Origin of the sequence: Actinophytocola sp., from assembly GCF_035762905.1 — a bacterium.
Lineage (GTDB): Bacteria > Actinomycetota > Actinomycetes > Mycobacteriales > Pseudonocardiaceae > DASYTH01.
In genome coordinates, this window is record NZ_DASUCC010000038.1 from 1 (window position 1) to 23,462 (window position 23,462).

The following is a 23,462-nucleotide window of genomic DNA, read 5'->3' on the forward strand; positions in this document are numbered from 1 at the left end:
CCTCGACGCCAACACCGACGTCGTGGTCACCGACCACCACCGGATCGAGCTCGGCCCGATGCTGCGCGACGCCCTCGCCCTGCCGGTGCGCTGGGTCGGCGTCATGGGCAACCCCCGCCACCCCGCGCCGCACGTCACCGCGCTCGGCGACCTCGGCGTCACCCCGGCCGACATCGACCGGGTACACCGCCCGATCGGCCTCAACATCGGCTCCCGCACCCCACCCGAGATCGCCATCTCCACCCTCGCCGGCCTCCTCGCCGACCGCAACGGCCGCAAGGGCGGCTTCGAGTTCTAGGTCACCTACCGCGCCGGTGGACAGCGGCTCGACCTGCGGGTACCTTGCTAAGCGCTTGCTTACCTCATGTCGAATCGAGCTGTGGAGGAACTTGTGACCGTGTCCCGTGTCGCGATCGTGACCGGCGCCGCGCGAGGCATCGGCGCCGCTGTCGCCAAGCGGCTGGCCAGCGACGGGTTCGCCGTCGCCGTGGTCGACCTGGACGAGTCGAGCTGCAAGGAGACCGTGGCCGCGATCGAGAACGCGGGGGGTCGGGCGATCGCGGTGGGAGCCGACGTCAGCGACGGCGACGCGGTGACCGGGGCGGTGCAGCGGGTGGCCGACGAGCTCGGGCCGCCGACCGTGCTGATCAACAACGCCGGGATCACCCGGGACAACCTGCTGTTCAAGATGACCGACGGGGACTGGGACGCGGTGATCGGGGTGCACCTGCGCGGGTCCTTCCTGATGAGCCGGGCGGTCCAGGCGCACCAGACCCAGCAGGGCTGGGGCCGGATCGTGAACCTGTCCAGCACCTCCGCGCTCGGCAACCGCGGCCAGGCCAACTACTCCACCGCGAAGGCCGGGTTGCAGGGCTTCACCAAGACGCTGGCCATCGAGCTGGGCAAGTTCGGCGTCACGGTGAACGCCATCGCTCCCGGCTTCATCGAGACCGACATGACCGCGGCCACCGCGGAGCGGATCGGCGTGCCGTTCGAGGACTTCAAGAAGGCGGCCGCCTCGCAGATCCCGGTCAACCGCACCGGAACGCCCGAGGACATCGCCGCTGTGGTGTCGTTCTTCGTGCGCGAGGAGGCCTCGTTCGTCTCCGGTCAGGTCATCTACGTGGCCGGCGGGCCCAAGGACTGAGGGAGGGACCATGCGCGTCTTCGCCAACCTGGACGAGCTGGAGGCCGCCAGGGGCGAGCACCTCGGCTACAGCGACTGGCACACGGTCACCCAGGAGCAGGTGAACCAGTTCGCCGACGCCACCGGTGACCACCAGTGGATCCATGTGGACACCGAGAAGTCGGCCACCGGCCCGTTCGGCGCCACGATCGCCCACGGCTACCTGACCCTGTCCCTGCTTCCGGTGCTCACCAAGGACGTCTACCGGGTGGACGGCCTGACCATGGGCATCAACTACGGATCGAACAAGGTCCGGTTCCCGTCGATCGTGCCGGTCGGATCGCGGGTGCGCGCAGGCGTCGAGCTGGTCGACGTGCTGGATGCCAAGCAGGGCAAGCAGCTCATCGCGCGCGCCACGGTCGAGATCGAGGGCGGCGCCAAGCCTGCCTGCGTGGCCGAGACCGTCGTCCTGCTCATTCCCGCCGGGCCGAAAGAGGATTCATGACGCAGACCCAACAACCGGTGCACGCCGAGGAGCTGCGCCGCCTGGTCGGTGAGTTGCTCGCCGCGCACGACCCGGCCGGCACCGAGCCGCTGGAGTTCTTACGGGCCCGGTTCGACGCCGGGCTCGCCTGGGTGCACTTCCCGGTCGGGCTCGGCGGGCTCGGCATCCCGCGCGAGCTCCAGTCCGTTGTGGACAAGGAGCTGGCGGCGGCGAACGCCCCGGACAACGATCCACGCCGGATCGGCATCGGCCTCGGCATGGCCGCGCCGACCATCCTGGCGTTCGGCAGCGACGAGGTGAAGCACCGCTTCCTTCGTCCATTGTGGACCGGCGAGGAGGTGTGGTGCCAGCTGTTCAGTGAGCCGGGCGCCGGCTCCGACCTCGCTTCGGCCGCCACCCGGGCGGTTCGGGACGGCGACGACTGGCTGGTCACCGGGCAGAAGGTCTGGACCTCTTCGGCACACCTGGCCGAGTGGGCGATCCTGCTCACCCGGTCCGACCCGGACGTGCCCAAACACCTCGGCATGACCTACTTCGTGGTCGACATGACCGCGCCCGGCGTCGAGGTCCGGCCGCTGCGGCAGATCACCGGCGAGGCCGAGTTCAACGAGGTGTTCCTGACCGACGTGCGGATCCCGGACGCGCACCGGCTCGGCGCGGTCGGCGAGGGCTGGCGGGTGGCCCAGACCACGCTGATGAACGAGCGGGTGGCGATCGGCGGCCGGCCGGTCCCGCGCGGGGCCGGCATGATCGGCTCGGTGGCCGGCACCTGGCGGGACCACCCGGAGCTGCGCACCGCGGCCGGCCACGACCGGCTGCTCGAGCTGTGGGTGCAGGCGGAGGCGTTGCGGCTGGCCGGAATCCGGCTGCGTCAGCAGCTCGCCGCCGGCGCGCCCGGACCGGACGGCTCGGCCATGAAGCTCACCTTCGCCCGGCTCCAGCAGCAGCTGACCAGCCTGGAGGTGACCTTCCTCGGCGAGGCGGGGCTGCGCTACGACGACTGGACGCTGCGCCGCCCGGAGACCATCGACTTCTTCGGCCGCGAAGCCGGCTACCGCTACCTGCGCGCCAAGGGGAACTCGATCGAGGGCGGAACCTCGGAGATCCTGCGCAACATCATCTCCGAACGGGTGCTCGGGCTGCCGTCCGAGCCGCGGGTGGACAAGGACGTGCCGTGGAAGGACCTGCCGCGATGACCGTCAATGCGCTCGAGTCCGGCCAGCGGACCTCGCCCAACCTGCTCTACACCGACATCGAGAACCACCTGCGGTCCAGCGTCGGCGACCTGCTCTCGGACCGCTGCCCGGCCACGGCGGTGCTGGCCCGGTGCGAGACCGACAAGCCCTACGACCTGGAGTTGTGGCGCACGCTGGCCGCCGACGTGGGGGCCGCCGCGCTGCTCATCCCGGAGGAGCAGGGCGGGCACGGCTCCACCGCGCGGGAGGCCGCGGTGGTGCTCGAGGAGTTGGGCCGGCACATCGCGCCGGTGCCGTTCCTCGGCAGCGCGGTGCTGGCCACCACGACGCTGCTCGGCGCCGGACCCGGCGCCGAGGTGGCCGGGCTGCTCGCCGCGCTGGCCGCGGGCGAGTCCACCGGCACGCTCGGTGTCCCGCTTTCCACCGCGCCCGGGTCGGCCTTCCCGGCCGGTGTCGAGGTCACCGGCGGGGGCCTGTCCGGCCGGCTGACCTCGGTGGCCGACGTGCTGGTGGCGGATCTGCTCGTGGTGCCGGTCATCGGTCCGGACGGGCCGGAGCTGCACGCGGTGCGCACCGCGGACCCGGGCGTCACCGTCACCCCGGTGGTGTCCCTGGACCTGACCCGGCCGATCGGCGACGTGACCCTGTCCGGCGCCGGGTCCACCCGGCTGGCCGGTCCGGACCGCGCCGAGGCGGCGCTGCGCTCGGCGCTGCTGACCGGGGCCGGCCTGCTCGCCTCCGAGCAGCTCGGCATCGCCGAGTGGTGCCTGGCCAGCACGGTCGGCTACCTCAAGGAGCGCAAGCAGTTCGGCCGCGTGGTCGGCGGGTTCCAGGCGCTCAAGCACCGGATGGCCGACATCTGGGAGCAGCTCGTGCTGGCCAGGGCGGCCGCCAGGTACGCGGCGGACACGCTGGCCACGGGCGATCCGGACTTACGGGTCGCGGTGAGCGTGGCGCAGTCGCTGTGCGCCTCGGTCGCCGTGTACGCCGCCGAGGAGTGCATCCAGCTGCACGGCGGGATCGGCATGACCTGGGAGCACCCGGCACACCTGTATCTCAAGCGCGCCAAGGCGGACGAGATCGCACTGGGCACCCCGGCCCAACACCGCGCGCTGCTCGCCCCGCTGGTCGACCTGCCGGGCCCGGCGGTTTAAGTTCTCTCGCCATGACCGAGCCCCTGCCGGAGGATCTGTGGCCGGACGTCAAACCGGATGCGGCACGCCGGTTGATGGCCGCGGCCATCGACTCGTTCGCCAGCCGCGGGTACCACGCGACGACGACCAGGGACATCGCCAACGCGGCCGGGATGAGCCCGGCCGCGTTGTACGTGCACTTCCCGTCCAAGGCGGCGGTGCTCTCGGCGATCAGCCGCAGCGGGCATGAGCAGGCGCTGGAGATGGTCCGGGACGTGGTGGTCAACACCCCGGAACCGGTCGAGGCGATCCGGCTGGTCACCCAGAAGTTCGTGGCCTGGCACGCCAAGCGGCACCGGGTGGCCCGGGTCGTGCAGTACCAGCTGCAGGCGCTGCCGGAGGAGGACTACCGGGTGGTCGCCGACCTGCGCCGGCGCACCGAGCAGCTGGTCCGGGACGTGATCAGCGACGGGGTGCGGGCCGGGGTGTTCGCGGTGCCGGACGTGCGGACCGCGGCCCGGGCGGTGCTCTCGCTGGGCATCGACGTGGCCCGCTGGTACACCGACGGCGGCAAGCCCGCTCCGGTGGCGCTCGGCCGGCAGTACGCCGACCTTGTAATGAGCATGCTGGGTGCCAAGATTCGCTGATGGATCTGGTAGCGGCGATCGACCTCGGCGGCACCTCGATCAAGGCGGCGCTGGTGGACCCGGACCTGCACCCGGTGCACACCGTGCGGGTGCCGACCCGGCGCCGGGCCGGGGTGGTCGAGGTGGATCAGCTGGCCGAGCTGGTCGAGACGCTGTCCGGGCACGCGGCCACGCTCGGCGCGGCGGTGTCCGGGCTGGGCGTTGCGGTGCCCGGGATCGTCGACGGCGACCTCGGCGTGGTCCGGTTCACCGCCAACCTCGGCTGGCGCGACCTGCCGCTGCGCGAGGCGCTGGTGGCCCGTACCCGGTTACCCATGCGGATCGGGCATGACGTGCGCACCGGGGGGCTGGCCGAGTTCACCGTGGGCGCGGCGGTCGGCGTGCGCAACGCGATGTTCATGACCCTGGGCACCGGGATCGCCGCGGCGTTCCTGGTGGACGGGCACGAGCTGACCGCGGGCGGGTTCGCCGGGGAGATCGGGCACGCGGTCACCGACCCGGGTGGGGCGGTGTGCGGCTGCGGGGCGCGCGGCTGCCTGGAGACGCTGGCCTCGGCGGCGGCGATCGCCCGCCGGTACACCGAGCTGGCCGGCGAGCCGGTGTCCGGTGCCGAGGCGGTGGTGGCCCGGATGCTGGCCGGGGACGCGGTCGCCCGGCGGGTGTGGGACGACGCGATCGGCGCCCTGGCCACCGCCCTGACCATGGCCGTGGTGCTGCTCGCGCCCGAGGTGATCGTGATCGGCGGCGGGCTGGCCGAGGCGGGCGAGGTGCTGTTCGGGCCGCTGCGCGCGGAGCTGGCGGGCCGGCTGACCTTCCACCGCCGGCCCCGGATCGTGCCGGCGGCGCTCGGCGACAACGCCGGCTGCATCGGCTCCGGGCTGCTGGCCTGGCGGGCGGTGCGCGAGGCATGATCGTGCCGATCGGCGAGATCCTGGCCGCGGCGGCCGCCGCGGGCGGTGCGGCCGGGGCGTTCAACGTCATCCAGCTCGAGCACGCCGAGGCGCTGGTCGCCGGGGCGGAAGCGGCCGGGCGGCCGGTGATCCTGCAGATCAGCGAGAACACCGTGCGGTTCCACGGCGCGCTGGAGCCGCTGGCGCTGGCCACCCTGGCGGTGGCCCGGTCGTCCGCGGCGCCGGTGGCCGTGCACCTCGACCACGCCACCGGGGCGGACCTGGTGCACGCGGCGGTGGCACTGGGCATCGGCTCGGTCATGTTCGACGGCTCGGCACTGTCCTATGCGGACAACGTGGCCGCGACCGCCGAGGTGGCCGGCTACTGCCGGTCCCGCGGCGTCGCCGTCGAGGCCGAGCTGGGCGAGGTCGGCGGCAAGGACGGCGTGCACCTCCCCGGCGCCCGCACCGACCCGGACGAGGCCCGCCGCTACGTCGCCGGCACCGGCGTGGACTCCCTCGCGGTCGCGGTCGGCACCGCGCACGCGATGCGCACCAGGGCCGCCCACGTGGACCTCGACCTGATCGCCCGGCTGCGCGCCGCCGTGCCGGTTCCGCTGGTGCTGCACGGCTCCTCCGGCGTGCCCGAGGCCGACCTGGCCAAGGCCGTCGTCGCCGGGATCACCAAGGTCAACATCGCGACCCACCTGAACGGCGCGTACACCGGCGCGGTCCGCGCCCGCCTGGCCGCCGACCCGGACCTGGTCGACCCCCGCCGCTACACCGGCCCCGGCCGCGACGCCATGGCCGCCGAGGCGGCCCGGCTGCTCACGCTGCTCAGCGGTTGACCACCGGCAGCAGGGTGGGCCGCCACACGCCGTCGTGTTCGCGCGCGGTGGCCAGGCGCTCGGCGGGCACCGCGCCGTAGGTGGTGCTGCGCTGCCGGGCCGGACGACCGGCCGCCGCGGCCAGCGCCTCCAGGCCGGCGATCGTCTTGTAGCTGCCGTTCTCCGAGCCGGCCATCCGGCTGATGGTCTCCTCCATCAGGGTGCCGCCGAGGTCGTTCACGCCCCCGCGCAGCACGTCCACGACGCCCCCGTCGCCGAGCTTGACCCAGCTGGTCTGAATGTTGTCGATCCTCCCGTGCAGCAGCAGCCGGGCCAGCGCGTGCACCGCCCGGTTCTCCAGCGCGGTCGGGCCGGGCCGGGCGATGCCGGCCAGGTAGAGCGGGGCGTTGGTGTGCACGAACGGCAGCAGCACGAACTCGGTGAACCCGCCGGTGCGCTCCTGCAGCTCGCGGATCAGCCGCAGGTGCGCCACCCAGTGCGTCGGGTTGTCCACGTGTCCGTACATCATCGTCGAGGTGGTCGGGATGCCCAGCTCGTGCGCGGTGGTGACCACCTCGATCCAGGCCGACGCCGGCAGCTTGCCCTTGGTGAGCACCCAGCGCACATCGTCGTCCAGGATCTCCGCGGCGGTACCGGGCAGCGAGTCCACCCCGGCCGCCCGTGCCTCGGTCAGCCAGTCCCGGATGGACAGATCGGCCCGGCTGGCGCCGTTGACCACCTCCATCGGCGAGAAGGCGTGCACGTGCAGGCCGGGCGCCCGGCGCTTGACCTCGGCGGCGATGTCGAAGTACGCGGTGCCGGGCAGGTCCGGGTGGATGCCGCCCTGCATGCAGACCTCGGTGGCGCCCACGCTCCAGGCCTGCTCGGCCCGCTGCCCGACCTGCTCGAGCGAGAGCGTGTACGCGTCGGCGTCGGTGCGCCGCTGGGCGAACGCGCAGAACCGGCAGCCGGTGTAGCACACGTTGGTGAAGTTGATGTTCCGAGTGACCACATAGGTCACCGTGTCCCCCACCGCGTCCGCGCGCACCGTGTCGGCCAGCGCCGCCAGCGCCTCGATCTCCGGGCCGGCATCGGCCGAGAGCAGCGTCAGCGCGTCCGCATCGGACAGTCCACCCGGGTCGGACTCGGCGTGCCGCAGCGCGGTCCGGAACTCGGCCCTGGTGTGCCGGGCGGGGTCACGCCGGGCCGGCACCGCGGCGCGCAGCTCCGCCCAGTCCCCGTACACCGAGTCGAAGTCGTCCCGCCGGTCGGCGGTGCGACCCTCGGTGTCGATCGCCGCGTACAGGTCGGTGCGGCCGGAGGCGGATAAGGCCACCTCGGGCTCCTGCCAGGGGCGCCCGGCCGGGGCCGCTCCGGAGGCCAGCCCGGTCCGCGGGTGGGCGAGCGCGTCGACGTGGCCGCGGATCCGCGGGTCCAGCCACGGTTCACCGCGCCGCACGTACTCCGGGTAGACCGGCAGCCGCTCGGCCAGCCGGAACCCGGCATCCGCGGTGCGCTCGGCCAGCGCCTCGATCTGCGGCCACGGGCGCTCCGGGTTGACGTGGTCCGGGGTCAGCGGGGACACCCCGCCCCAGTCGTCGATCCCGGCCCGCAGCAGCAGCTCGAACTCGCCGGCGATCAGGTTGGGCGGCGCCTGGATGCGCATCTTCGGTCCGAGCACCAGCCGGGCCACCGCCACGGTGGCGGCCAGCTCGCCGGCCTCCAGGTCGGGCGTGCCGCGCATCGCGGTGTCCGGCTTGGACCGGAAGTTCTGCACGATCACTTCCTGGATGCCGCCGTAGCGCCGCGCCACCCGGCGGATCGCGAACAGCGAGTCCACCCGCTCGGCCAGCGTCTCGCCGATACCGACCAGGATGCCGGTGGTGAACGGCACCGCGGTGCGCCCGGCGTCCTCGAGCACCCGCAGCCGGACCGCGGGCTCCTTGTCCGGCGAGCCGTAGTGGGGGCCGCCCGGCTCCGCCCAGAGTCGCTCGCTGGTGGTCTCCAGCATCATGCCCATCGACGCGGCGACCGGCTTGAGCCGCTGCAGCTCGGTCCAGCTCAGCACGCCCGGGTTGAGATGCGGCAGCAGTCCGGTCTCCTCGAGCACCCGGATCGCCATCGCCCGGACGTAGGACAGCGTGTCCGGGTAGCCGGCCTCGTCCAGCCAGGTCCGGGCCGCCGGCCAGCGCTCCTCCGGCCGGTCACCGAGGGTGAACAGCGCCTCGGTGCACCCCGCCGCCGCGCCCGCCGCGGCGATCCGGAGCACCTCGTCCGGGCTCAGGTACGCGCCCGGCACCCGGTGCGGCACGGTGGCGAACGTGCAGTAGTGGCAGCGGTCCCGGCACAGCTTGGTGAGCGGGATGAACACGCTGCGCGAGAACGTGACCACGCCGGGCCGGTCGGCGGCGGCCAGGCCGGCGTCGCGCACCCGGCCCGCCGCGTCGAACAGCGCGTCCAGGTGCGCCCCGCGGGCGTGCAGCAGGACCTCGGCCTCGACCGGATCAAGTGGAACGCCGTCCCGCGCGCGGCGCAGCGCCCGCCGGATGGACGCCTCGGTGGGGACGAAACCCTCGGTCACGGTGGGTGAACCTCCTCGGGGGCGGGCAACAGGGCCAACCTATCGCCCGTAACTCCCCACCCGCGCGGTTCATTCCGCCACACACCGTCCCACTGGGACGGGCCGGGACCGCGGAGCGCCGTTCGTCCGTCAGCCAGGCAGCAGTTCGCGCACCCGGCGCGGAGTCTCGCTGACCGTGTCGGCGACGGTCTCGGCGGCGTCCTGGGCGCGCTCGCCGACCTTGGTGGCGGTGCGGCGGGCCCACCAGCCAAGCGACGGGCGGCCCTCGGTGTCGGCGGAGGCGATCAGCAGGCCACCGAACAGGCCGAGGTTCTTCAGGAACTGAACCTGCTGGGCGGATCGCTCGCCCTCGTCCTCGAGGGTCCAGAACTGGTGGGCGGCGAGCGTGGTGGGGACCAGCGTGCCGGCCAGCACCAGCGCCGAAAGCCTTGGCAGCTTGCCGAACGCGAACGCCAGGCCGGCGCCGATCTTGACCAGCGCGTCCAGCTGAACCAGCGTGCGCGGCTCGGTCGGCACCGAGTCCGGCAGCCGGTCGGTGTTCTTCGCGACGGTCTCGTCCAGGAACGGCTTGGCCGTCTGGATGTGACCCTCGAGGTGGCGCAGCGCGTTGACGCCGCCCCACACGAAGATCGTGGCCAGCAGCGGGCGGGCCACTCGACGAAGGATCATGTCGGCCTCCTGGGTCGGCTCCTGACCGGAGGCGTACCCCGCTTTCCCCGGCGCCAACCAGGCGATACTGGATTCATGGGCAAGCTCTACGACCGGATCGACGGCCGGCTGCGTACTTTCATCGAGCAGGCGATGGTCTTCTTCGTGGCGACCGCGCCGCTGGCCGGCGACGGCCACGTCAACCTCTCCCCCAAGGGCCGGGCCGGCACCCTGGTCGTGCTGGACGAGAAAACCGTGGCATTCCTGGACTTCGGCGGCAGCCACGCGGAGACCATCGCGCATCTGCGGGAGAACGGCCGGATCACGCTGATGTGGTGCGCGTTCACCGGGCCGCCGAAGATCGTGCGGGTGCACGGCACCGGCGAGCCGGTGTTCCGGGACGACCCGCGGTTTCCTGAGCTACTGGCCCGGTTCGCCCCGGACGCGGACGGCCCCGGGCTGCGCGCGATCATCGTGGTCGCCGCGCTCCGGATCAGCGACACCTGCGGCTACGCGGTGCCGTTCATGGAGTACACCGGCGAGCGGGACACCCATGCCCGGTACTTCGGCCGCAAGACCGACGAGGAGTTCGCCGCCTACTGCGCGGCCAAGGAGCACAACCCGGTCAGCATCGACGGGCTGCCGGCCCTCCCGCTGCCGCTGCCGCCCCGCTAAACCCGTTGGTACCGCGGGCAAAACACCGTTTCCGCCTACGAGTCGGGACCACTGGATCACCTTCCGTCACATTACGCCAAATGTGTATCACTGAGCGTGTGGTCGGCGATAGCACCAGCGAACTCGGGGGGCGGGTTCAGTGCCGACCGGAGGCGGTGTGCGGCTTGACCGAGGGCCAGGGTGACGACGTTCGGGAGATGATCGACCGCGCGGTCTTCGAGGAGCGCGACCGGATCGCCCGGGACCTGCACGACCTGGTGATCCAACGGCTGTTCGCGATCGGGTTGGGCATCAAGGCGTTGGGTTACCAGATGTCCGGGCCGCTCGCCGAGGACCGGTTGCCCGCCTTCGTAGCCGACATCGACCAGACCATCAGGGACATCCGGCGCAGCATCTTCCTGCTCCAGCAGCGGCCCAACTCCGCGCCCAGCCTGCGCGGCGAGGTGCTGCGGGCGATCTCCGAGGCCACCGCCTCGCTCGGCTACGAGCCGACCGTGCAACTGGAGGGGCCGCTGGACTCGGTGGTGCCGCCCGAGGTGCACCTGGACCTGATCGCCACCCTGCGGGAGGCGCTGTCCAACGTGATCCGGCACGCGAACGCGCGCACGGTCAGCGTCATGGTCACCGTGGACCGGGCGGCCCGGCGGCTCGAGCTGATCGTCACCGACGACGGGCGCGGATTGCCCCGTGGCCCGACTCGGCGCAGCGGGTTGGTGAATATCGCGCAGCGAGCGATTAGGCTGCGGGGGACGTGCCACGTCTCCGCTCCGGCGGGGGGCGGAACCAGGGTCTGGTGGGGGGTTCCGCTGGACCGCACGTCGGAGGCCATCGAATCAGGGGCGGAGCCGTTGGAGGCAACTCCGTGACGTCGACCATCTCCGTGTTCGTGGTGGACGACCATGAGATCGTGCGCAGAGGAATCCGGCAGCTGCTCGACGTGGAGCCGGACATCGAGGTGGTCGGCGAGGCGTCCAGCGCGGCGATGGCGATCGCCACGATCCCGTCGGCCCGGCCGAAGGTGGCGATCCTGGACGTGAAGCTGCCCGACGGGGACGGCGTCACGGTGTGCCGGGACATCCGCTCGGCCACCCTGCCGCCGCCGGCCTGTCTGATGCTCACCTCCTACTCCGACGACGAGGCGCTGTTCGGCGCGATCATGGCGGGCGCGGCCGGTTACATGATCAAACAGGTGTCCGGCAACGACATCGTCGCCGCGGTGCGCACGCTGGGCAACGGCGGCTCGCTGTTGGACGCCGGGGTGACCGCGACCGTGCTGAACCGGTTGCGGCACGGGCGAAACGAGGATGCGCGGTACCGCACGCTGTCCCCGCAGGAGCGCAAGATCCTCGACCTGATCGCGCTCGGCCTGACCAACCGGCAGATCGCCGCGCAGCTCTACCTGGCCGAGAAGACGGTCAAGAACTACGTCTCGACGCTGCTGCACAAGCTCGGCTTCGACCGGCGCACCGAGGCCGCGGTCTACGCCGCGAAGCTCCGGCCGGACACCAGGAGCGGCGAATACGGGTCCTGAGGCCGGGGCGGGTCAGCCGGTGTACTCGTAGAAGCCGCGGCCGCTCTTCTTGCCGAGCAGGCCGGCGTCGACCATGCGCAGCAACAGCGGCGGCGCGGAGAACAACGGCTCCTTGAACTCGGCGTACATCGACTCGGCGATCGCCTTGGTGGTGTCCAGGCCGATCAGGTCGGTCAGCCGCAGCGGGCCCATCGGATGGGCGCAGCCGAGCACCATGCCGTTGTCGATGTCCTCGGCCGAGGCGAAGCCGGACTCGAGCATCCGGATGGCCGAGAGCAGGTAGGGCACCAGCAGTGCGTTGACCACGAACCCGGCCCGGTCCTGGGACAGGATCACCTGCTTGCCGAGCGCCTGCTCGACGAACGCCTCGGCGCGCTCCCGGGTGGTCACGTCGGTGAGCAGCGACGGCACCAGCTCCACCAGCTTGAGCACCGGGACGGGGTTGAAGAAGTGCACCCCGATCACGTGATGCGGGCGGGAGGTGGCCATGCCCAGTTTCATGATCGGGATGGACGACGTGTTGGACGCGAAGATCGCGTCGTGGTCCTCGACGACCTTGTCCAGCGCGGTGAACACCTCGGTCTTGGCCTGCTCGTTCTCCACGATCGCCTCGATCACCAGCTGGCGGTCGGCGAACGCGCCGAGGTCGGTGCTGAACTCCAACCGGGCCAGGGCGGCGTCCCGGTCGGCCTCGGTCAGCTTGCCGTGCTTGAGGCCTCGGCCGAGGGACGTCTCGATCCGCCTGCGGCCGGCCGCGAGGGCGTCCGGGTGCACCTCGTTGACCAGCACGTCCAATCCGGCCCGGGCGCACACCTCGGCGATCCCGGAACCCATCAGGCCGGCCCCGACCACTCCCACCCGGCGAATCTCACCCGTCGTCATGGCCTCGACCCTAGCGGTTACACGTTGCGCCGGTACTGCCCGCCGACCTCGAAGAACGCCTCGGTGATCTGGCCGAGCGTGCACACCCGGGCGGCGTCCATCAGCACGGCGAACACGTTCTCGTCCCGGGCGGCGGCAGCCCGCAGCCGGCCGAGCGCCTGCGCCGCGGCCGAGGCGTTGACCTCCTGGAACGCCCTGGTCCGGTCGACCTGGGACCGCTTCTCCTCCTCGGTCGCCCTGGCCAGCTCGATCGTGGTCACGTGGTCCTCGTGTCCCCTGGTCGGCAGGAACGTGTTGACCCCGATCAGGGGCAGCGAGCCGTCGTGCTTGCGCTGTTCGTAAAGCATCGACTCGTCCTGGATCCGGCCGCGCTGGTAGCCGGTCTCCATCGCACCGAGCACCCCGCCGCGCTCGGAGATCCGGTCGAACTCGGCCAGCACCGCCTCCTCGACCAGGTCGGTCAGCTCGTCGATGACGAACGAACCCTGCAGCGGGTTCTCGTTCATCGACAGGCCCCACTCCTTGTTGATGATCAGCTGGATGGCCATCGCGCGGCGCACGGAGGACTCGGTGGGCGTGGTGATCGCCTCGTCGTAGGCGTTGGTGTGCAAGGAGTTCGCGTTGTCGTAGAGCGCGCACAGGGCCTGCAGGGTGGTCCGGATGTCGTTGAAGTTCATCTCCTGCGCGTGCAGCGACCGGCCCGAGGTCTGCACGTGGTACTTCAGCTTCTGCGACCGCTCGTTGGCGCCGTAGCGCTCCCGCATCGCCACCGCCCAGATCCGCCGGGCCACCCGGCCGATCACGCTGTACTCGGCGTCCATCCCGTTGGAGAAGAAGAACGACAGGTTCGGCGCGAAGTCGTCGATGTGCATGCCCCTGGCCAGATAGGACTCCACGTAGGTGAACCCGTTGGCCAGCGTGAAGGCGAGCTGGCTGATCGGGTTCGCCCCGGCCTCGGCGATGTGGTAGCCGGAGATCGACACCGAGTAGAAGTTGCGGACCTTGTTGGCGATGAACCATTCCTGGATGTCGGCCATCATCCGCAGAGAGAATTCGGTGGAGAAGATGCAGGTGTTCTGGCCCTGGTCCTCCTTGAGGATGTCGGCCTGCACGGTGCCGCGCACGTTGGCCAGCGTCCACGCGGTCAGCTCGGACCGCTGCGCCTCGGTGGGCTCGCGGCCGTGCTCGGCGGTGAACTTCTCGATCCGGGCGTCGATCGCGGTGTTCAGGAAGAACGCCAGGATGGTCGGGGCCGGACCGTTGATCGTCATGGACACCGAGGTGCTCGGCGCGGTCAGGTCGAACCCGGCGTAGAGCGCCTTCATGTCGTCCAGCGTGGCGATCGAGACGCCGGAAGTGCCGACCTTGCCGTAGACGTCCGGCGGGGTGTCCGGATCGCGGCCGTAGAGCGTGACCGAGTCGAACGCGGTGGACAGCCGGGTGGCCTCGCCGTGTGCCAGCAGCTTGAACCGCCGGTTGGTGCGGAACGCGTCGCCTTCGCCGGCGAACATCCGGGCCGGGTCCTCGGTGTCCCGCTTGAACGGGAAGACCCCGGCGGTGAACGGGAAGGAGCCGGGCAGGTTCTCCTTGCGCAGGAACCGAAGCAGCGTGGCCCGGTCGTCGAACCTGGGCAGCGCGACCCGGGGAACCCGGTTGCCGGACAACGTCTCCCGCCACAGCTGGGTGTGCAGTTCCTTGTCCCGCACCCGAACCACGAACTCGTCGGTGCCGTACCGCTCGGCGGTCTTCGGCCAGCCGGCCAGCAGCTCGGCATTGTCCCGGTCCACCCGGCGGGCGGCCTCCTCGGCAAGCTCGTCGATGTCCGAACTGGACCGTCCGGCGTCCTGGAGTGCTTGGCGTGCTTCGGTGAGCGCATCCTGCCGGCGCACGGCGACCACCTGCTCGCCGGTGCGGGCGTGGTAGGTCCGGACCGTCTCGGCGATGTCGGACAGGTAGCGCACCCGGGCCGGCGGCACGACCGTGGCGGCCTTGCTGGACACCCGGCCCTCGACCGGGTCCAGGGTGCCCTCGGCGACGGTCAGCCCGTTCTCGGCCAGCAGCCCGCGCAGGTGCTGGTACAGCGCGGTCACCCCGTCGTCGTTGAAGGTGGCCGCGCTGGTGCCGAACACCGGCATGTCCTCCCAGGGCACGCCGAACGCCTCCCGGTTGCGCACCATCTGGCGGGCCACGTCGCGACGGGCGTCCTCGGCGCCGCGCCGTTCGAACTTGTTGATCGCCACCGCGTCGGCGAAGTCCAGCATGTCGATCTTCTCGAGCTGGGAGGCGGCCCCGAACTCCGGCGTCATCACGTAGAGCGAGGTGCCCACGAACGGCACGATCGCCGCGTCGCCCTGGCCGATGCCGGGCGTCTCGACGATCACCAGGTCGTTGCCGGCGGCCGTGCAGGCGGCGATCACGTCGGCCAGCCCGTCCGGTACCTCGGCCGCCGCGCCCCGGGTCGCCAGCGACCGGAAGAAGACCTGCGCACCGTCCAGGGAGTTCATCCGGATCCGGTCGCCGAGCAGCGCACCGCCGCCGCGCCGCCGGGTGGGGTCGATGGCCAGCACCGCGATCCGCAGCTTGTCCTGCTGGTCGACCCGCAGCCGGCGGACCAGCTCGTCGGTCAGCGAGGACTTGCCGGATCCGCCGGTGCCGGTGATGCCGAGCACCGGGACCGCGCGCCGGGCGGCCGCCGCCGTGATGGCCGCGCGGGCCTGTTCCGGCAGCCTGCCGGCCTCGATCAGGGTGATCGTCCTGGCCAGCGCCCGGTGATCGCCGGCGAGCAGCGGGTCCCAGGACTCCGGGACCGCCGCGGCCAGGTCGGTGTCGCAGGCCTGGACCATCAGGTTGATCATGCGGGCCAGGCCCAGCTCCTGCCCGTCCTCCGGCGAGAAGATGCGCGTGACGCCGCGCGAGTGCAGCAGCTTGATCTCCTCGGGGACGATCACGCCCCCGCCGCCGCCGAACACCTGGACGTGGCCGGCGCCGTGCTCGGCGAGCAGCTCGACCAGGTAGCTGAAGTACTCGACGTGGCCGCCCTGGTAGGCGCTGATCGCCACGCCCTGCACGTCCTCCTGGACGGCGGCCTGCACGACCTCGCGCACCGACCGGTTGTGCCCGAGATGGATCACCTCGGCGCCCTGGGACTGCAGGATGCGGCGCATGATGTTGATCGCCGCGTCGTGACCGTCGAACAGGCTCGCCGCGGTGACGAACCGGACCGGGTGCGCCGGGCGGTGCAGCTGTGCACTAGCCATGTAAATAGTTTGACTTCCTACTATTGGAGATGCAACCACCGTGTGGCTGAACTCTCGCATGTGGGAGCATGGCGGCCCCCTCATGCTAGCGATGGAGCCTTGTTGATCCCTGAACCCGTACGTGTGATGTGGGATGGCGACGTGGCCTCCCGGTCGCTCGGCATGGAGCTGGTCGTGGCCGAACCGGGCAGCGCCGTCGTGCGCATGCCGGTCACCGATTCCATGATCAACGGCCACGACGTGGCACACGGCGGCTACCTGTTCCTGCTCGCCGACTCCGCGTTCGCCTGCGCGTGCAACGGCCACGGGCCGGTCACCCTTGCCGCCGGGGCGGACATCACCTTCGTGGCCCCGGTGCGCCGGGGTGACATGCTTGAGGCGCACGCGAGGGAGCGGGTCCGGTTCGGGCGCAGTGGGGTCTACGACGTCACCGTGTTCCGCGGCGAGGAGATCGTCGCGGAGTTCCGCGGCCGGAGCCGCACGACGACGAGGAGAACCGATGAAGGCCGGTGACCAGGCCCCCGACTTCGAGCTGCCGGACGAGACCGGAACACCCCGAAAGTTGTCCGACCTGCTCGCCGGCGGGCCGCTGGTGCTGTTCTTCTACCCGGCCGCCATGTCCCTCGGCTGCACCAAGGAGAGCTGCCATTTCCGCGACCTGGCCGCCGAGTTCGCCGAGCTTGGCGCCGGCCGGGCCGGGATCAGCCCGGACCAGGTGGACAAGCAGAAGCGGTTCTCCGACAAGCACACCTTCGACTACCCGCTGCTCTCCGACCCGGACGGGGCGGTGGCCGGGCAGTTCGGCGTCCGCCGCGCCTTCGGTCCGATGGCCACAAGGCGGCACACGTTCGTGATCGACACCGACCGCACGGTGCTCGAAGTGATCAAGAGCGAGGTGCGCATGAACGCGCACGCCGACCAGGCGCTCGCGGTGCTCCGGGCCAGGAAGAACTCCTAGCGCGGCACGTCGACCAGGGCACCCGCCGGCACCGGCTGGTCGGTGCGCAGCGCGTCGAACAGCTGCTCCGCCTTCTTCTCGTCCCAGGTCACGGCCGAGCCGACCTTGGTGCGGATCGAGCCGCCGATCGGCACCGTCGTGGTCACCGTCTCGCCGCTGGCCGCGCCGCCGATGGCGAACGCCAGGCTGGGCAGGTTGTGCAGGTGGTCGCCCTCGTCGACGGTGAACGCGCCCGGGGCGCTGGCCAGCAGCGGCACGAACTTGAACGGGTTGAGCAGGGTGCCGGCGCTGGTCGCCTTGTCGGTCAGCGCGCCGATGAACTCCCGCTGGTGGATCACCCGGTCAAGGTCGGCCCGCGGCGTCGCCCTGGTCCGGACGTAGCCGAGCGCCTGCTGGCCGTCCAGCTCCTGACACCCGGCCGGCAGCGAGATCCCGGCCAGCGGGTCCTCGATCGGCTCCTTGAGGCACATCTCCACCCCGCCGACCGCGTCGACCATGTCGGCGAAGCCGCCGAAGCCGATCTCCACGTAGTGGTCCAGCCGCAGCCCGGTCGCCGTCTCCACGGTCCTCGCCAGCAGCTGCGGCCCGCCCTGCGCGTAGGCGGCGTTGAGCTTGTTCTTGCCCTTGCCCGGAATGTCCACATAGGAGTCCCGGAGCAGGCTGACCAGCGTCGGCTTGGTGTCGTTGTCGGGGATGTGCAGCAGCATCATCGTGTCGGTGCGCTGGCCCTTGACGTCCCCGGTGGTCAGCCGTTCCTGGTCCTCGGCGGTCAGGCCGGCCCGGCTGTCCGACCCCACGATCAGCCAGTTGGTGCCGGCGGCCTGGGCCGGCCGGCCCGGGTAGTCGCCGAGCGCGGACACCCGGTTGAGGTTCAGCTCCAGGTACAGCCACACCCCGCCGAGCAGCAACAGCAACGCCAGCACCATGATCAGCAGCACCCGGCCGAACCGCCGCTTGCGCGGCCGCGGCCGGGGCGGCGGCGGGCCGTAGCCCTGCTGCTCGGGTGGCGGTTGCCGGTGATCCGGCTGGTACGACTGACCGTAGCCGTCCGGTTGCCGCCGGTAGTCCGGACGCCCGGCCGGCACCGGCACCTCCATGCGCCGGGTACTGCCGTACGCCGGTCGCCTTGGCGGTGGCTGTTGCTGCCCGTAGCCGTAGCCGTCCTGACTCATTGCCGTTCTCCGCGGTCCGTACTCCATCGACTCCCCGACCTCCCACGCTCAACTCCCCAGACGTGGCGGACCCGGGCGGGGTTGCCCGACACCCTAACCCGGGTCCAGCGCGCCGAGCACGAACCGGCGGACCAGCAGCGTCCAGACCCGGGCCCGGCGCAGCATGGAGTGGCCCTCGTCGGGCAGTTCCAGCCGGCGCACGTCGACGCCGGCCACCCGGGCCCGCTCGGCGTAGGCGAGCGAGTCGGCCGGCTTGGTGACCTGGTCCGACGCTCCGTGCACGATCAGCACCGCCTTGCCGGCGAGCTGGTCGACGTGGTCCTTCTCGGTGGTCCACGGGGCCAGCGCGCACACCGCGACCACGTCGGGCTCGTCGGCCACCCGCAGCGCCACCCGCCCGCCCATGGAGTGCCCGACCAGCGCGATGGGCACCCCCGGGTGCGCCAGCCGGATCCCGGCCAGTGCCCACCTGGCGTCGGCCACCGGGTCCAGGTCGGGCCGGTTCCAGCCCCGGTACCGGTTGCACAGCAGCCAGACCGCGACGCCCTGCCGGCGACCGGCCCGGTGCAGGTCGAGGGCGAACGGCAGCATCCGCAGGTAGGCCGGCCGCAGCCGGTGCGCGCGCCGGCGGCTCTGCTCCTGGCCGCCGTGCAGCACCAGGACCACGGCGCGGGTGGGAGCGGCCCGGAACACCCGCAGCCGCGGAACCGGTGATCTCACGGTGCCCACGGTTCGCTCGGTCACGACGACCGGGCCCGCACGACCGCCTCGATGCCGTCCAGCAGGCGCTGCAGGCCGAACTCGAACGGATCGACCCAGTCCTGCTCGCCGCGGAACACCGCGGTCAGCGCCGGGAACCGGTCCGCGACCAGGTAGCGGTCCAGCAGCGGGCCCACCTCGGTCCACCACTGCTCGTCGCTGACCCCGGTGCTGCTGGCCACCTTGGCGTCCTGCGCCGCGCCCTGTGCCACGCCGCGCACGTAGCCGGTGATCACCTGCACGACAGCCATCAGCTCGGCGCCGGTCAGGCCGGTCTGGGACAGCACGCGCAGGATCGTCTCCAGCGCCGCGGTCTGGTTCGGGCCCATCAGGCCCCGGGTCAGCGACACCCGCAGCAGCCACGGATGGCGCCGGTAGCCGGCCAGGCTGTCCCGGGCGAACCGCTCCAGCCACGGCCGCCAGTCCCCCGGCGGCGGCAGCGCGGTCTCGCCGATGGCGGCGTCCACCATCAGCTCGAACAGCTCGGTCTTGGCCGGGATGTAGGTGTAGAGCGACATCGTGCCGACCCCGAGGGCCTCGGCGACCCGGCGCATGGACAGCGCGCCGGCCCCCTCGGCGTCGGCGACCCCGATCGCCGCGCGCACGATCGCGGCCACGGTGAGCGCGGGCTTGGGTCCGCGGCTCGGCCGCACCTGTTCGCCCCAGAGCAGCGCGAGGCTGCGTTCGGGATCGATTCGATCATTCATCTTGCGCCGATCCTACAACTCCGTATGATGTACGGAGTGATGACGATCCTGGTGACCGGGGCGACCGGAAACGTCGGCCGGAACGTGGTGCACGGCCTCGTCCGAGCCGGCGTCCGGGTCCGCGCTCTGACCCGCAACCCCGCCTTCCCGTTCCCCGACGACGTCGAGGTGGTCGTCGGCGACCTCGCCCGGCCCGAGACCGTGGCCCCGGCGCTGGCCGGAGTGCACGCGCTGTACCTGTTCCCGCTGGCCTACCTGAAACCCGAGCTGAGCTCGTTCGACGACGTGATCACCACCGAGGCGATCGTCGGGCTGGCCGCGGCGGCCGGGGTGCGCCGGGTGGTCATGCTCGGCTCCTCGGACCCGGACTTCGTCCACCTGGAGCGGGTCGTGGAAGGCTCCGGAATGGCGTGGACCATCCTGCGCCCCGGGGAGTTCGCCGTGAACAAGCTGAACTACTGGGCACCGTCGATCCGCGCGGAGGGCGTGGTCCGCACCGCCTACGCCGAAGCCCGCGGCACGCCGATCCACGAGGCCGACATCGCCGACGTGGCGGTCGCCGCCCTGCTCTCCGACGGCCACGCCGGCAGGCACTACGAGCTGACCGGGCCGCAGGCGCTGACCCTGCGCGAGCAGGTGGCGGCGATCGCCGCGGGCTGCGGCCGGGAGATCCGGCTCGAGCAGGTCAGCCACGAGCGGGAGCGGGCCGCCATGATCGACGCGGGCATGCCCGAGGTGGTGGTCGATGAGATGATCCTGTGGTACCCGGCGAACTACGCCGAACTGATGCCGCCGGTGTCTTCGGCCGTGCGCGAGGTGACCGGGCATCCGGGGCGCACGCTGGCCGAGTGGGCGGCCGACCATGCCGAGGAGTTCCGTTGAGCCGACCATCGGAGGAGATCACCGAGAGCCCGACCGGGTGGGTGGCCAAGCACGTCCGGCAGTACCTGGACAGCGACGGCGCCCAGGGCGGGAAGTTCTACGGGGTCGACGCACTCCTGATCACCACCCGGGGCCGCAGGTCCGGGCTGCTGCGCCGCACCGCCCTCTACTACGGCCGCGACGGCGAGCGCTACGTGGTCATCGCCTCCAACGGCGGCTCGCCCACCCACCCCAACTGGTACCGCAACCTCGCCGCCGACCCGACCGTCTCGGTCCAGGTCGGCGCCGAGCGGTTCACCGCCCGCGCGCACACCGTGACCGGCCCCGAGCGGGCGGCACTGTGGGACCGGATGGCCGCCATCTACCCGAGCTACAACGACTATCAGGCCAAGGCCACCCGCGAGATCCCGGTGGTCGTGCTTGAGCGCACCTGACGCCGTCGCCGGCCTGCTGCTCGCCGCGGGCGGCGGCCGGCGCTACGGCCTGCCCAAGGCCCTGGTTCCCTACCGTGGCCGCCTTTTCGTCGAACACGCCGCCGGTGTGCTGCACGCCGCCGGCCTCGGTCCGGTCGTCGTGGTCCTCGGTGCCGCCGCCGCCGAGGTCCGCACCCGCGCCCACCTGCCGGGCTCCTCTTTGGTCGACAACCCGGACTGGCCAACCGGCATGGGCTCGTCCCTGCGCGCCGGCCTCGCCGCACTGTCCACATCGGACGCGGTGGCCGTGGTGATCCTGCCGGTGGACACGCCCGGCGTCACCGCCGCCGCCGTCGCACGGCTGGCCGCCCTCGCGTCGCCGGACGCCCTGGCCCGGGCCACCTACCACGGCGCCCCCGGCCACCCGGTGCTCATCGGCCGCGCGCACTGGCCGGCCGTGCACGCCGAGGCCACCGCCGACGCCGGCGCCCGCTCCTACCTGGCCGGCCACCCGACCCGGGCCGTGCCCTGTGCGGACATCGCCTCCGGCCTCGACGTCGACCGCCCCACCGATCTCCCCTCCTAGCCGGCAGCCGAATCGCGGTCAGGCGGCGGTGGGTTGCGGGGCGAACTGGGTGGTGTAGAGGTCGGCGTAGCGGCCGCCGGCGGCGAGCAGGGTGTCGTGGGTGCCGGATTCGACGACGGCGCCGTCCTCGATGACCAGGATCTGGTCGGCGGCCCGGATGGTGGACAGCCGGTGGGCGATCACGATCGCCGTCCGGCCGGTGAGCGCGTTGGCGAGCGCTTCCTGGACGGCGACCTCGGATTCGGAGTCCAGGTGGGCGGTTGCCTCGTCGAGGATGACCACCCGGGGCTGGGCCAGCAGGAGGCGGGCGATGGTGAGGCGCTGGCGTTCGCCGCCGGACAGCCGGTAGCCGCGTTCGCCGACCACGGTGTCCAGTTGGTCGGGCAGGGACCGGACCAGCGTTTCCAGCCGGGCCTGGCCGAGCGCCGCCCAGAGGTCGTCCTCGGTGGCCTCGGGCCGGGCGTAGCTGAGGTTGGCGCGGATGGAGTCGTGGAACAGGTGACCGTCCTGGGTCACCACGCCGACGGTGTCACGCAGGGCGGTCAACCGGAGGTCGCGAACATCCACATCGGACAGTGTGATCGCACCGGAGTCCACATCGTACAGTCGCGGGATCAGGGTGGCGATCGTGGACTTGCCGGCGCCGGAGGGCCCGACCAGTGCGATCATCTGGCCGGGTTCGGCGCGGAAGGTGATGCCGTGCAGGACCTCCTCGCCGCCGCGCTGGTCGAGTACGGCGACTTCCTCAAGGGAGGCAAGGGAGACCTGGCTGGGAGCGGGATAGCCGAACCGGACGTCGGCGAACTCGACGGCGACGCCGCCCGGCGGAACGGTTCGCGCGGTGGGCTTTTCGGTGATCATCGGGCGGAGGTCGAGAACCTCGAAGACACGCTCGAAGGAGACCAGCGCGGTCATCACGTCGACCCGCACGTTGGCCAGGGCGGTGAGCGGCGTGTACAGGCGGCTGAGCAGAAGTGCCAGTGCGACAACGGTTCCCGGGGCGAGTGCGCCGGTGATGGCGAGGTAGCCGCCGAGCCCGTAGACCAGGGCCTGGGCGAGCGCCGCGACGAGGGTCAGGCTGGTCATGAACCAGCGGGTCAGCATGGCGGTGCGGATGCCGATGTCGCGGACCCGGCCGGCGCGGGCGCCGAACTCGTCGGCCTCGGCGTGCGGCCGGCCGAACAGCCTCACCAGGGTGGCTCCGGGGGCGGAGAAGCGCTCGGTCATCTGGCTGGTCATCGTGGCGTTCAATGTGGACGACTCGCGTTGCAGATCCGCCATTCGGCGGCCCATCCGGCGGGCCGGTAGGACGAACACCGGCAGCAGCACCAGGGCGAACGCGGTCACCTGCCAGGACAGGGTCAGCATCACGGCGAGCGAGAGCACCAGTTGGATCGAGTTGGTCACCAGACCGGACAGCGTCGAGGTGAACGCCCGCTGCGCCCCCATCACGTCGCTGTTGAGCCGGCTGACCAGCGCACCGGTCCTGGTGCGGGTGAAGAACGCCACCGGCATCCGTTGCACGTGCTCGAACACCGCCCGGCGCAGGTCGTAGATCAACCCCTCACCGATCCGCGCCGACTGCCAGCGCTCGGCCACCCCCAGCGCGGCGTCCAGCACGGCCACACCGGCGATCGCCACGGCCAGCCACACCACCACGGAAGCGTCCTGCCCGCCCACGATCGTGTCCACCACCCGGCCGGCGAGCAGCGGCGTACTCACGGCCAGCACCGCCGAGACGACCGTGAGCAGCAGAAACACCACGAGCTTGGGATGGTGCGGCCGGGCGAACCGGAACACCCGGCGCACCGTGCCCTGGCGCAGACCCTTCGGTGTGTCCGCCGCCCGCATGGCACCCCGCATGAACGATCGCGTTCCGTCCACGCCGCACCTCCTCTCCCCCGAGCCGACCGAAGACAACAACACCCGGTGACCGGAGGATCTTCCCATCCGGGAGTGTTCCTGGGCACGATGCTGGCCGGCGCGTCGATGGACGTCGTGCCGGTGCTGCTGGTCGACCCCGAGCGTTCGTCGAGGAGGTGATCCGCTACCCGGCGGGCGCGAGGACCGCCTGGCCGGTGCCGCGG

Annotated in this window: 24 protein-coding genes; 16 read left to right on the forward strand and 8 right to left on the reverse strand. The window is 71.9% G+C overall.

Annotated features, from left to right (window positions below; all coding sequences use genetic code 11):
- From VFV67_RS06870 to VFV67_RS06905, 8 genes are all read left to right on the forward strand, one after another.
- Nucleotides 1-298, forward strand: a 298-nt coding sequence (locus VFV67_RS06870; protein ID WP_326468115.1) for an XdhC family protein, incomplete at its 5' end; no start/stop codon positions are given.
- A gap of 66 nt (nt 299-364) precedes the next feature.
- Nucleotides 365-1,147, forward strand: coding sequence for a 3-oxoacyl-ACP reductase FabG (gene fabG, locus VFV67_RS06875; RefSeq protein ID WP_326468116.1), 783 nt, complete (start codon nt 365-367; stop codon nt 1,145-1,147).
- A gap of 10 nt (nt 1,148-1,157) precedes the next feature.
- The gene (locus tag VFV67_RS06880; protein WP_326468118.1) at nt 1,158-1,631 is read left to right on the forward strand and encodes a MaoC family dehydratase; all 474 of its coding nucleotides are present in this window, start codon (nt 1,158-1,160) and stop codon (nt 1,629-1,631) included.
- Nucleotides 1,628-2,827, forward strand: a complete 1,200-nt coding sequence (locus VFV67_RS06885; protein WP_326468120.1) for an acyl-CoA dehydrogenase family protein — start codon at nt 1,628-1,630, stop codon at nt 2,825-2,827. Before VFV67_RS06880 ends, VFV67_RS06885 begins: the two co-directional genes overlap by 4 nt.
- Nucleotides 2,824-3,981, forward strand: a complete 1,158-nt coding sequence (locus VFV67_RS06890; protein ID WP_326468122.1) for an acyl-CoA dehydrogenase family protein — start codon at nt 2,824-2,826, stop codon at nt 3,979-3,981. Before VFV67_RS06885 ends, VFV67_RS06890 begins: the two co-directional genes overlap by 4 nt.
- A gap of 11 nt (nt 3,982-3,992) precedes the next feature.
- Nucleotides 3,993-4,607, forward strand: coding sequence for a TetR/AcrR family transcriptional regulator (locus VFV67_RS06895; protein ID WP_326468124.1), 615 nt, complete (start codon nt 3,993-3,995; stop codon nt 4,605-4,607).
- Nucleotides 4,607-5,518, forward strand: coding sequence for an ROK family protein (locus VFV67_RS06900; RefSeq protein ID WP_326468125.1), 912 nt, complete (start codon nt 4,607-4,609; stop codon nt 5,516-5,518). The genes VFV67_RS06895 and VFV67_RS06900 overlap by 1 nt, the downstream gene beginning before the upstream one ends.
- Nucleotides 5,515-6,345 (forward strand): class II fructose-bisphosphate aldolase, encoded by an 831-nt coding sequence (locus VFV67_RS06905; protein ID WP_326468126.1) that lies wholly within the window; start codon nt 5,515-5,517, stop codon nt 6,343-6,345. Before VFV67_RS06900 ends, VFV67_RS06905 begins: the two co-directional genes overlap by 4 nt.
- On the opposite strand, the gene VFV67_RS06910 is transcribed toward VFV67_RS06905, so the two are convergent.
- Complete coding sequence (locus tag VFV67_RS06910; protein ID WP_326468127.1) at nt 6,335-8,905, reverse strand: bifunctional FO biosynthesis protein CofGH; 2,571 nt, start codon at nt 8,903-8,905, stop codon at nt 6,335-6,337. The genes VFV67_RS06905 and VFV67_RS06910 overlap by 11 nt on opposite strands.
- A gap of 129 nt (nt 8,906-9,034) precedes the next feature.
- The gene (locus VFV67_RS06915; RefSeq protein ID WP_326468128.1) at nt 9,035-9,574 is read right to left on the reverse strand and encodes a DoxX family protein; all 540 of its coding nucleotides are present in this window, start codon (nt 9,572-9,574) and stop codon (nt 9,035-9,037) included.
- Between the two features lie 75 nt (nt 9,575-9,649).
- Here VFV67_RS06915 and VFV67_RS06920 point away from each other — a divergent pair, with 75 nt between their 5' ends.
- The 3 genes from VFV67_RS06920 (at nt 9,650) to VFV67_RS06930 (ending at nt 11,759) form a co-directional block, all read left to right on the forward strand.
- The gene (locus VFV67_RS06920) at nt 9,650-10,228 is read left to right on the forward strand and encodes a pyridoxamine 5'-phosphate oxidase family protein (RefSeq protein WP_326468130.1); all 579 of its coding nucleotides are present in this window, start codon (nt 9,650-9,652) and stop codon (nt 10,226-10,228) included.
- Nucleotides 10,229-10,392: 164 nt separating this feature from the next.
- On the forward strand, nt 10,393-11,094 hold the full coding sequence (locus VFV67_RS06925; protein WP_326468132.1) for a sensor histidine kinase: 702 nt from the start codon (nt 10,393-10,395) through the stop codon (nt 11,092-11,094).
- Complete coding sequence (locus VFV67_RS06930) at nt 11,091-11,759, forward strand: response regulator transcription factor (RefSeq protein WP_326468133.1); 669 nt, start codon at nt 11,091-11,093, stop codon at nt 11,757-11,759. Before VFV67_RS06925 ends, VFV67_RS06930 begins: the two co-directional genes overlap by 4 nt.
- A gap of 12 nt (nt 11,760-11,771) precedes the next feature.
- Here VFV67_RS06930 and VFV67_RS06935 read toward each other — a convergent pair whose 3' ends face one another.
- Nucleotides 11,772-12,641 carry a 3-hydroxybutyryl-CoA dehydrogenase gene (locus VFV67_RS06935; RefSeq protein ID WP_326468135.1) on the reverse strand — a complete coding sequence of 290 codons (870 nt, stop codon included), beginning with the start codon at nt 12,639-12,641 and terminating at the stop codon, nt 11,772-11,774.
- A 17-nt stretch (nt 12,642-12,658) separates the two neighbouring features.
- On the reverse strand, nt 12,659-15,898 hold the full coding sequence (icmF, locus tag VFV67_RS06940) for a fused isobutyryl-CoA mutase/GTPase IcmF (RefSeq protein WP_326468137.1): 3,240 nt from the start codon (nt 15,896-15,898) through the stop codon (nt 12,659-12,661).
- 126 nt (nt 15,899-16,024) lie between these two features.
- Here icmF and paaI point away from each other — a divergent pair, with 126 nt between their 5' ends.
- Entirely contained in the window at nt 16,025-16,411 is a 387-nt protein-coding gene (gene paaI / locus VFV67_RS06945; protein ID WP_326468172.1) for a hydroxyphenylacetyl-CoA thioesterase PaaI, read from the forward strand.
- Nucleotides 16,398-16,856 (forward strand): peroxiredoxin, encoded by a 459-nt coding sequence (locus VFV67_RS06950; RefSeq protein WP_326468138.1) that lies wholly within the window; start codon nt 16,398-16,400, stop codon nt 16,854-16,856. Before paaI ends, VFV67_RS06950 begins: the two co-directional genes overlap by 14 nt.
- Here VFV67_RS06950 and VFV67_RS06955 read toward each other — a convergent pair.
- The 3 genes from VFV67_RS06955 to VFV67_RS06965 all read right to left on the reverse strand — a co-directional run bounded on the left by VFV67_RS06955 (nt 16,853) and on the right by VFV67_RS06965 (nt 19,494).
- Complete coding sequence (locus VFV67_RS06955; protein ID WP_326468139.1) at nt 16,853-18,028, reverse strand: LCP family protein; 1,176 nt, start codon at nt 18,026-18,028, stop codon at nt 16,853-16,855. The genes VFV67_RS06950 and VFV67_RS06955 overlap by 4 nt on opposite strands.
- A gap of 93 nt (nt 18,029-18,121) precedes the next feature.
- Nucleotides 18,122-18,748, reverse strand: a complete 627-nt coding sequence (locus tag VFV67_RS06960; protein ID WP_326468140.1) for an alpha/beta hydrolase family protein — start codon at nt 18,746-18,748, stop codon at nt 18,122-18,124.
- A 20-nt stretch (nt 18,749-18,768) separates the two neighbouring features.
- On the reverse strand, nt 18,769-19,494 hold the full coding sequence (locus VFV67_RS06965) for a TetR/AcrR family transcriptional regulator (RefSeq protein ID WP_326468141.1): 726 nt from the start codon (nt 19,492-19,494) through the stop codon (nt 18,769-18,771).
- A 39-nt stretch (nt 19,495-19,533) separates the two neighbouring features.
- Here VFV67_RS06965 and VFV67_RS06970 point away from each other — a divergent pair, with 39 nt between their 5' ends.
- The 3 genes from VFV67_RS06970 to VFV67_RS06980 are packed head-to-tail and all read left to right on the forward strand — an operon-like array spanning nt 19,534 to nt 21,375.
- Nucleotides 19,534-20,376 carry an SDR family oxidoreductase gene (locus VFV67_RS06970; protein ID WP_326468174.1) on the forward strand — a complete coding sequence of 281 codons (843 nt, stop codon included), beginning with the start codon at nt 19,534-19,536 and terminating at the stop codon, nt 20,374-20,376.
- Nucleotides 20,373-20,810, forward strand: a complete 438-nt coding sequence (locus VFV67_RS06975) for a nitroreductase family deazaflavin-dependent oxidoreductase (protein ID WP_326468143.1) — start codon at nt 20,373-20,375, stop codon at nt 20,808-20,810. Before VFV67_RS06970 ends, VFV67_RS06975 begins: the two co-directional genes overlap by 4 nt.
- Entirely contained in the window at nt 20,797-21,375 is a 579-nt protein-coding gene (locus VFV67_RS06980) for a nucleotidyltransferase family protein (protein WP_326468145.1), read from the forward strand. Before VFV67_RS06975 ends, VFV67_RS06980 begins: the two co-directional genes overlap by 14 nt.
- An 18-nt stretch (nt 21,376-21,393) precedes the next feature.
- On the opposite strand, the gene VFV67_RS06985 is transcribed toward VFV67_RS06980, so the two are convergent.
- Nucleotides 21,394-23,238 carry an ABC transporter ATP-binding protein gene (locus tag VFV67_RS06985; RefSeq protein WP_414636195.1) on the reverse strand — a complete coding sequence of 615 codons (1,845 nt, stop codon included), beginning with the start codon at nt 23,236-23,238 and terminating at the stop codon, nt 21,394-21,396.
- Nucleotides 23,239-23,462: the final 224 nt, after the last annotated feature.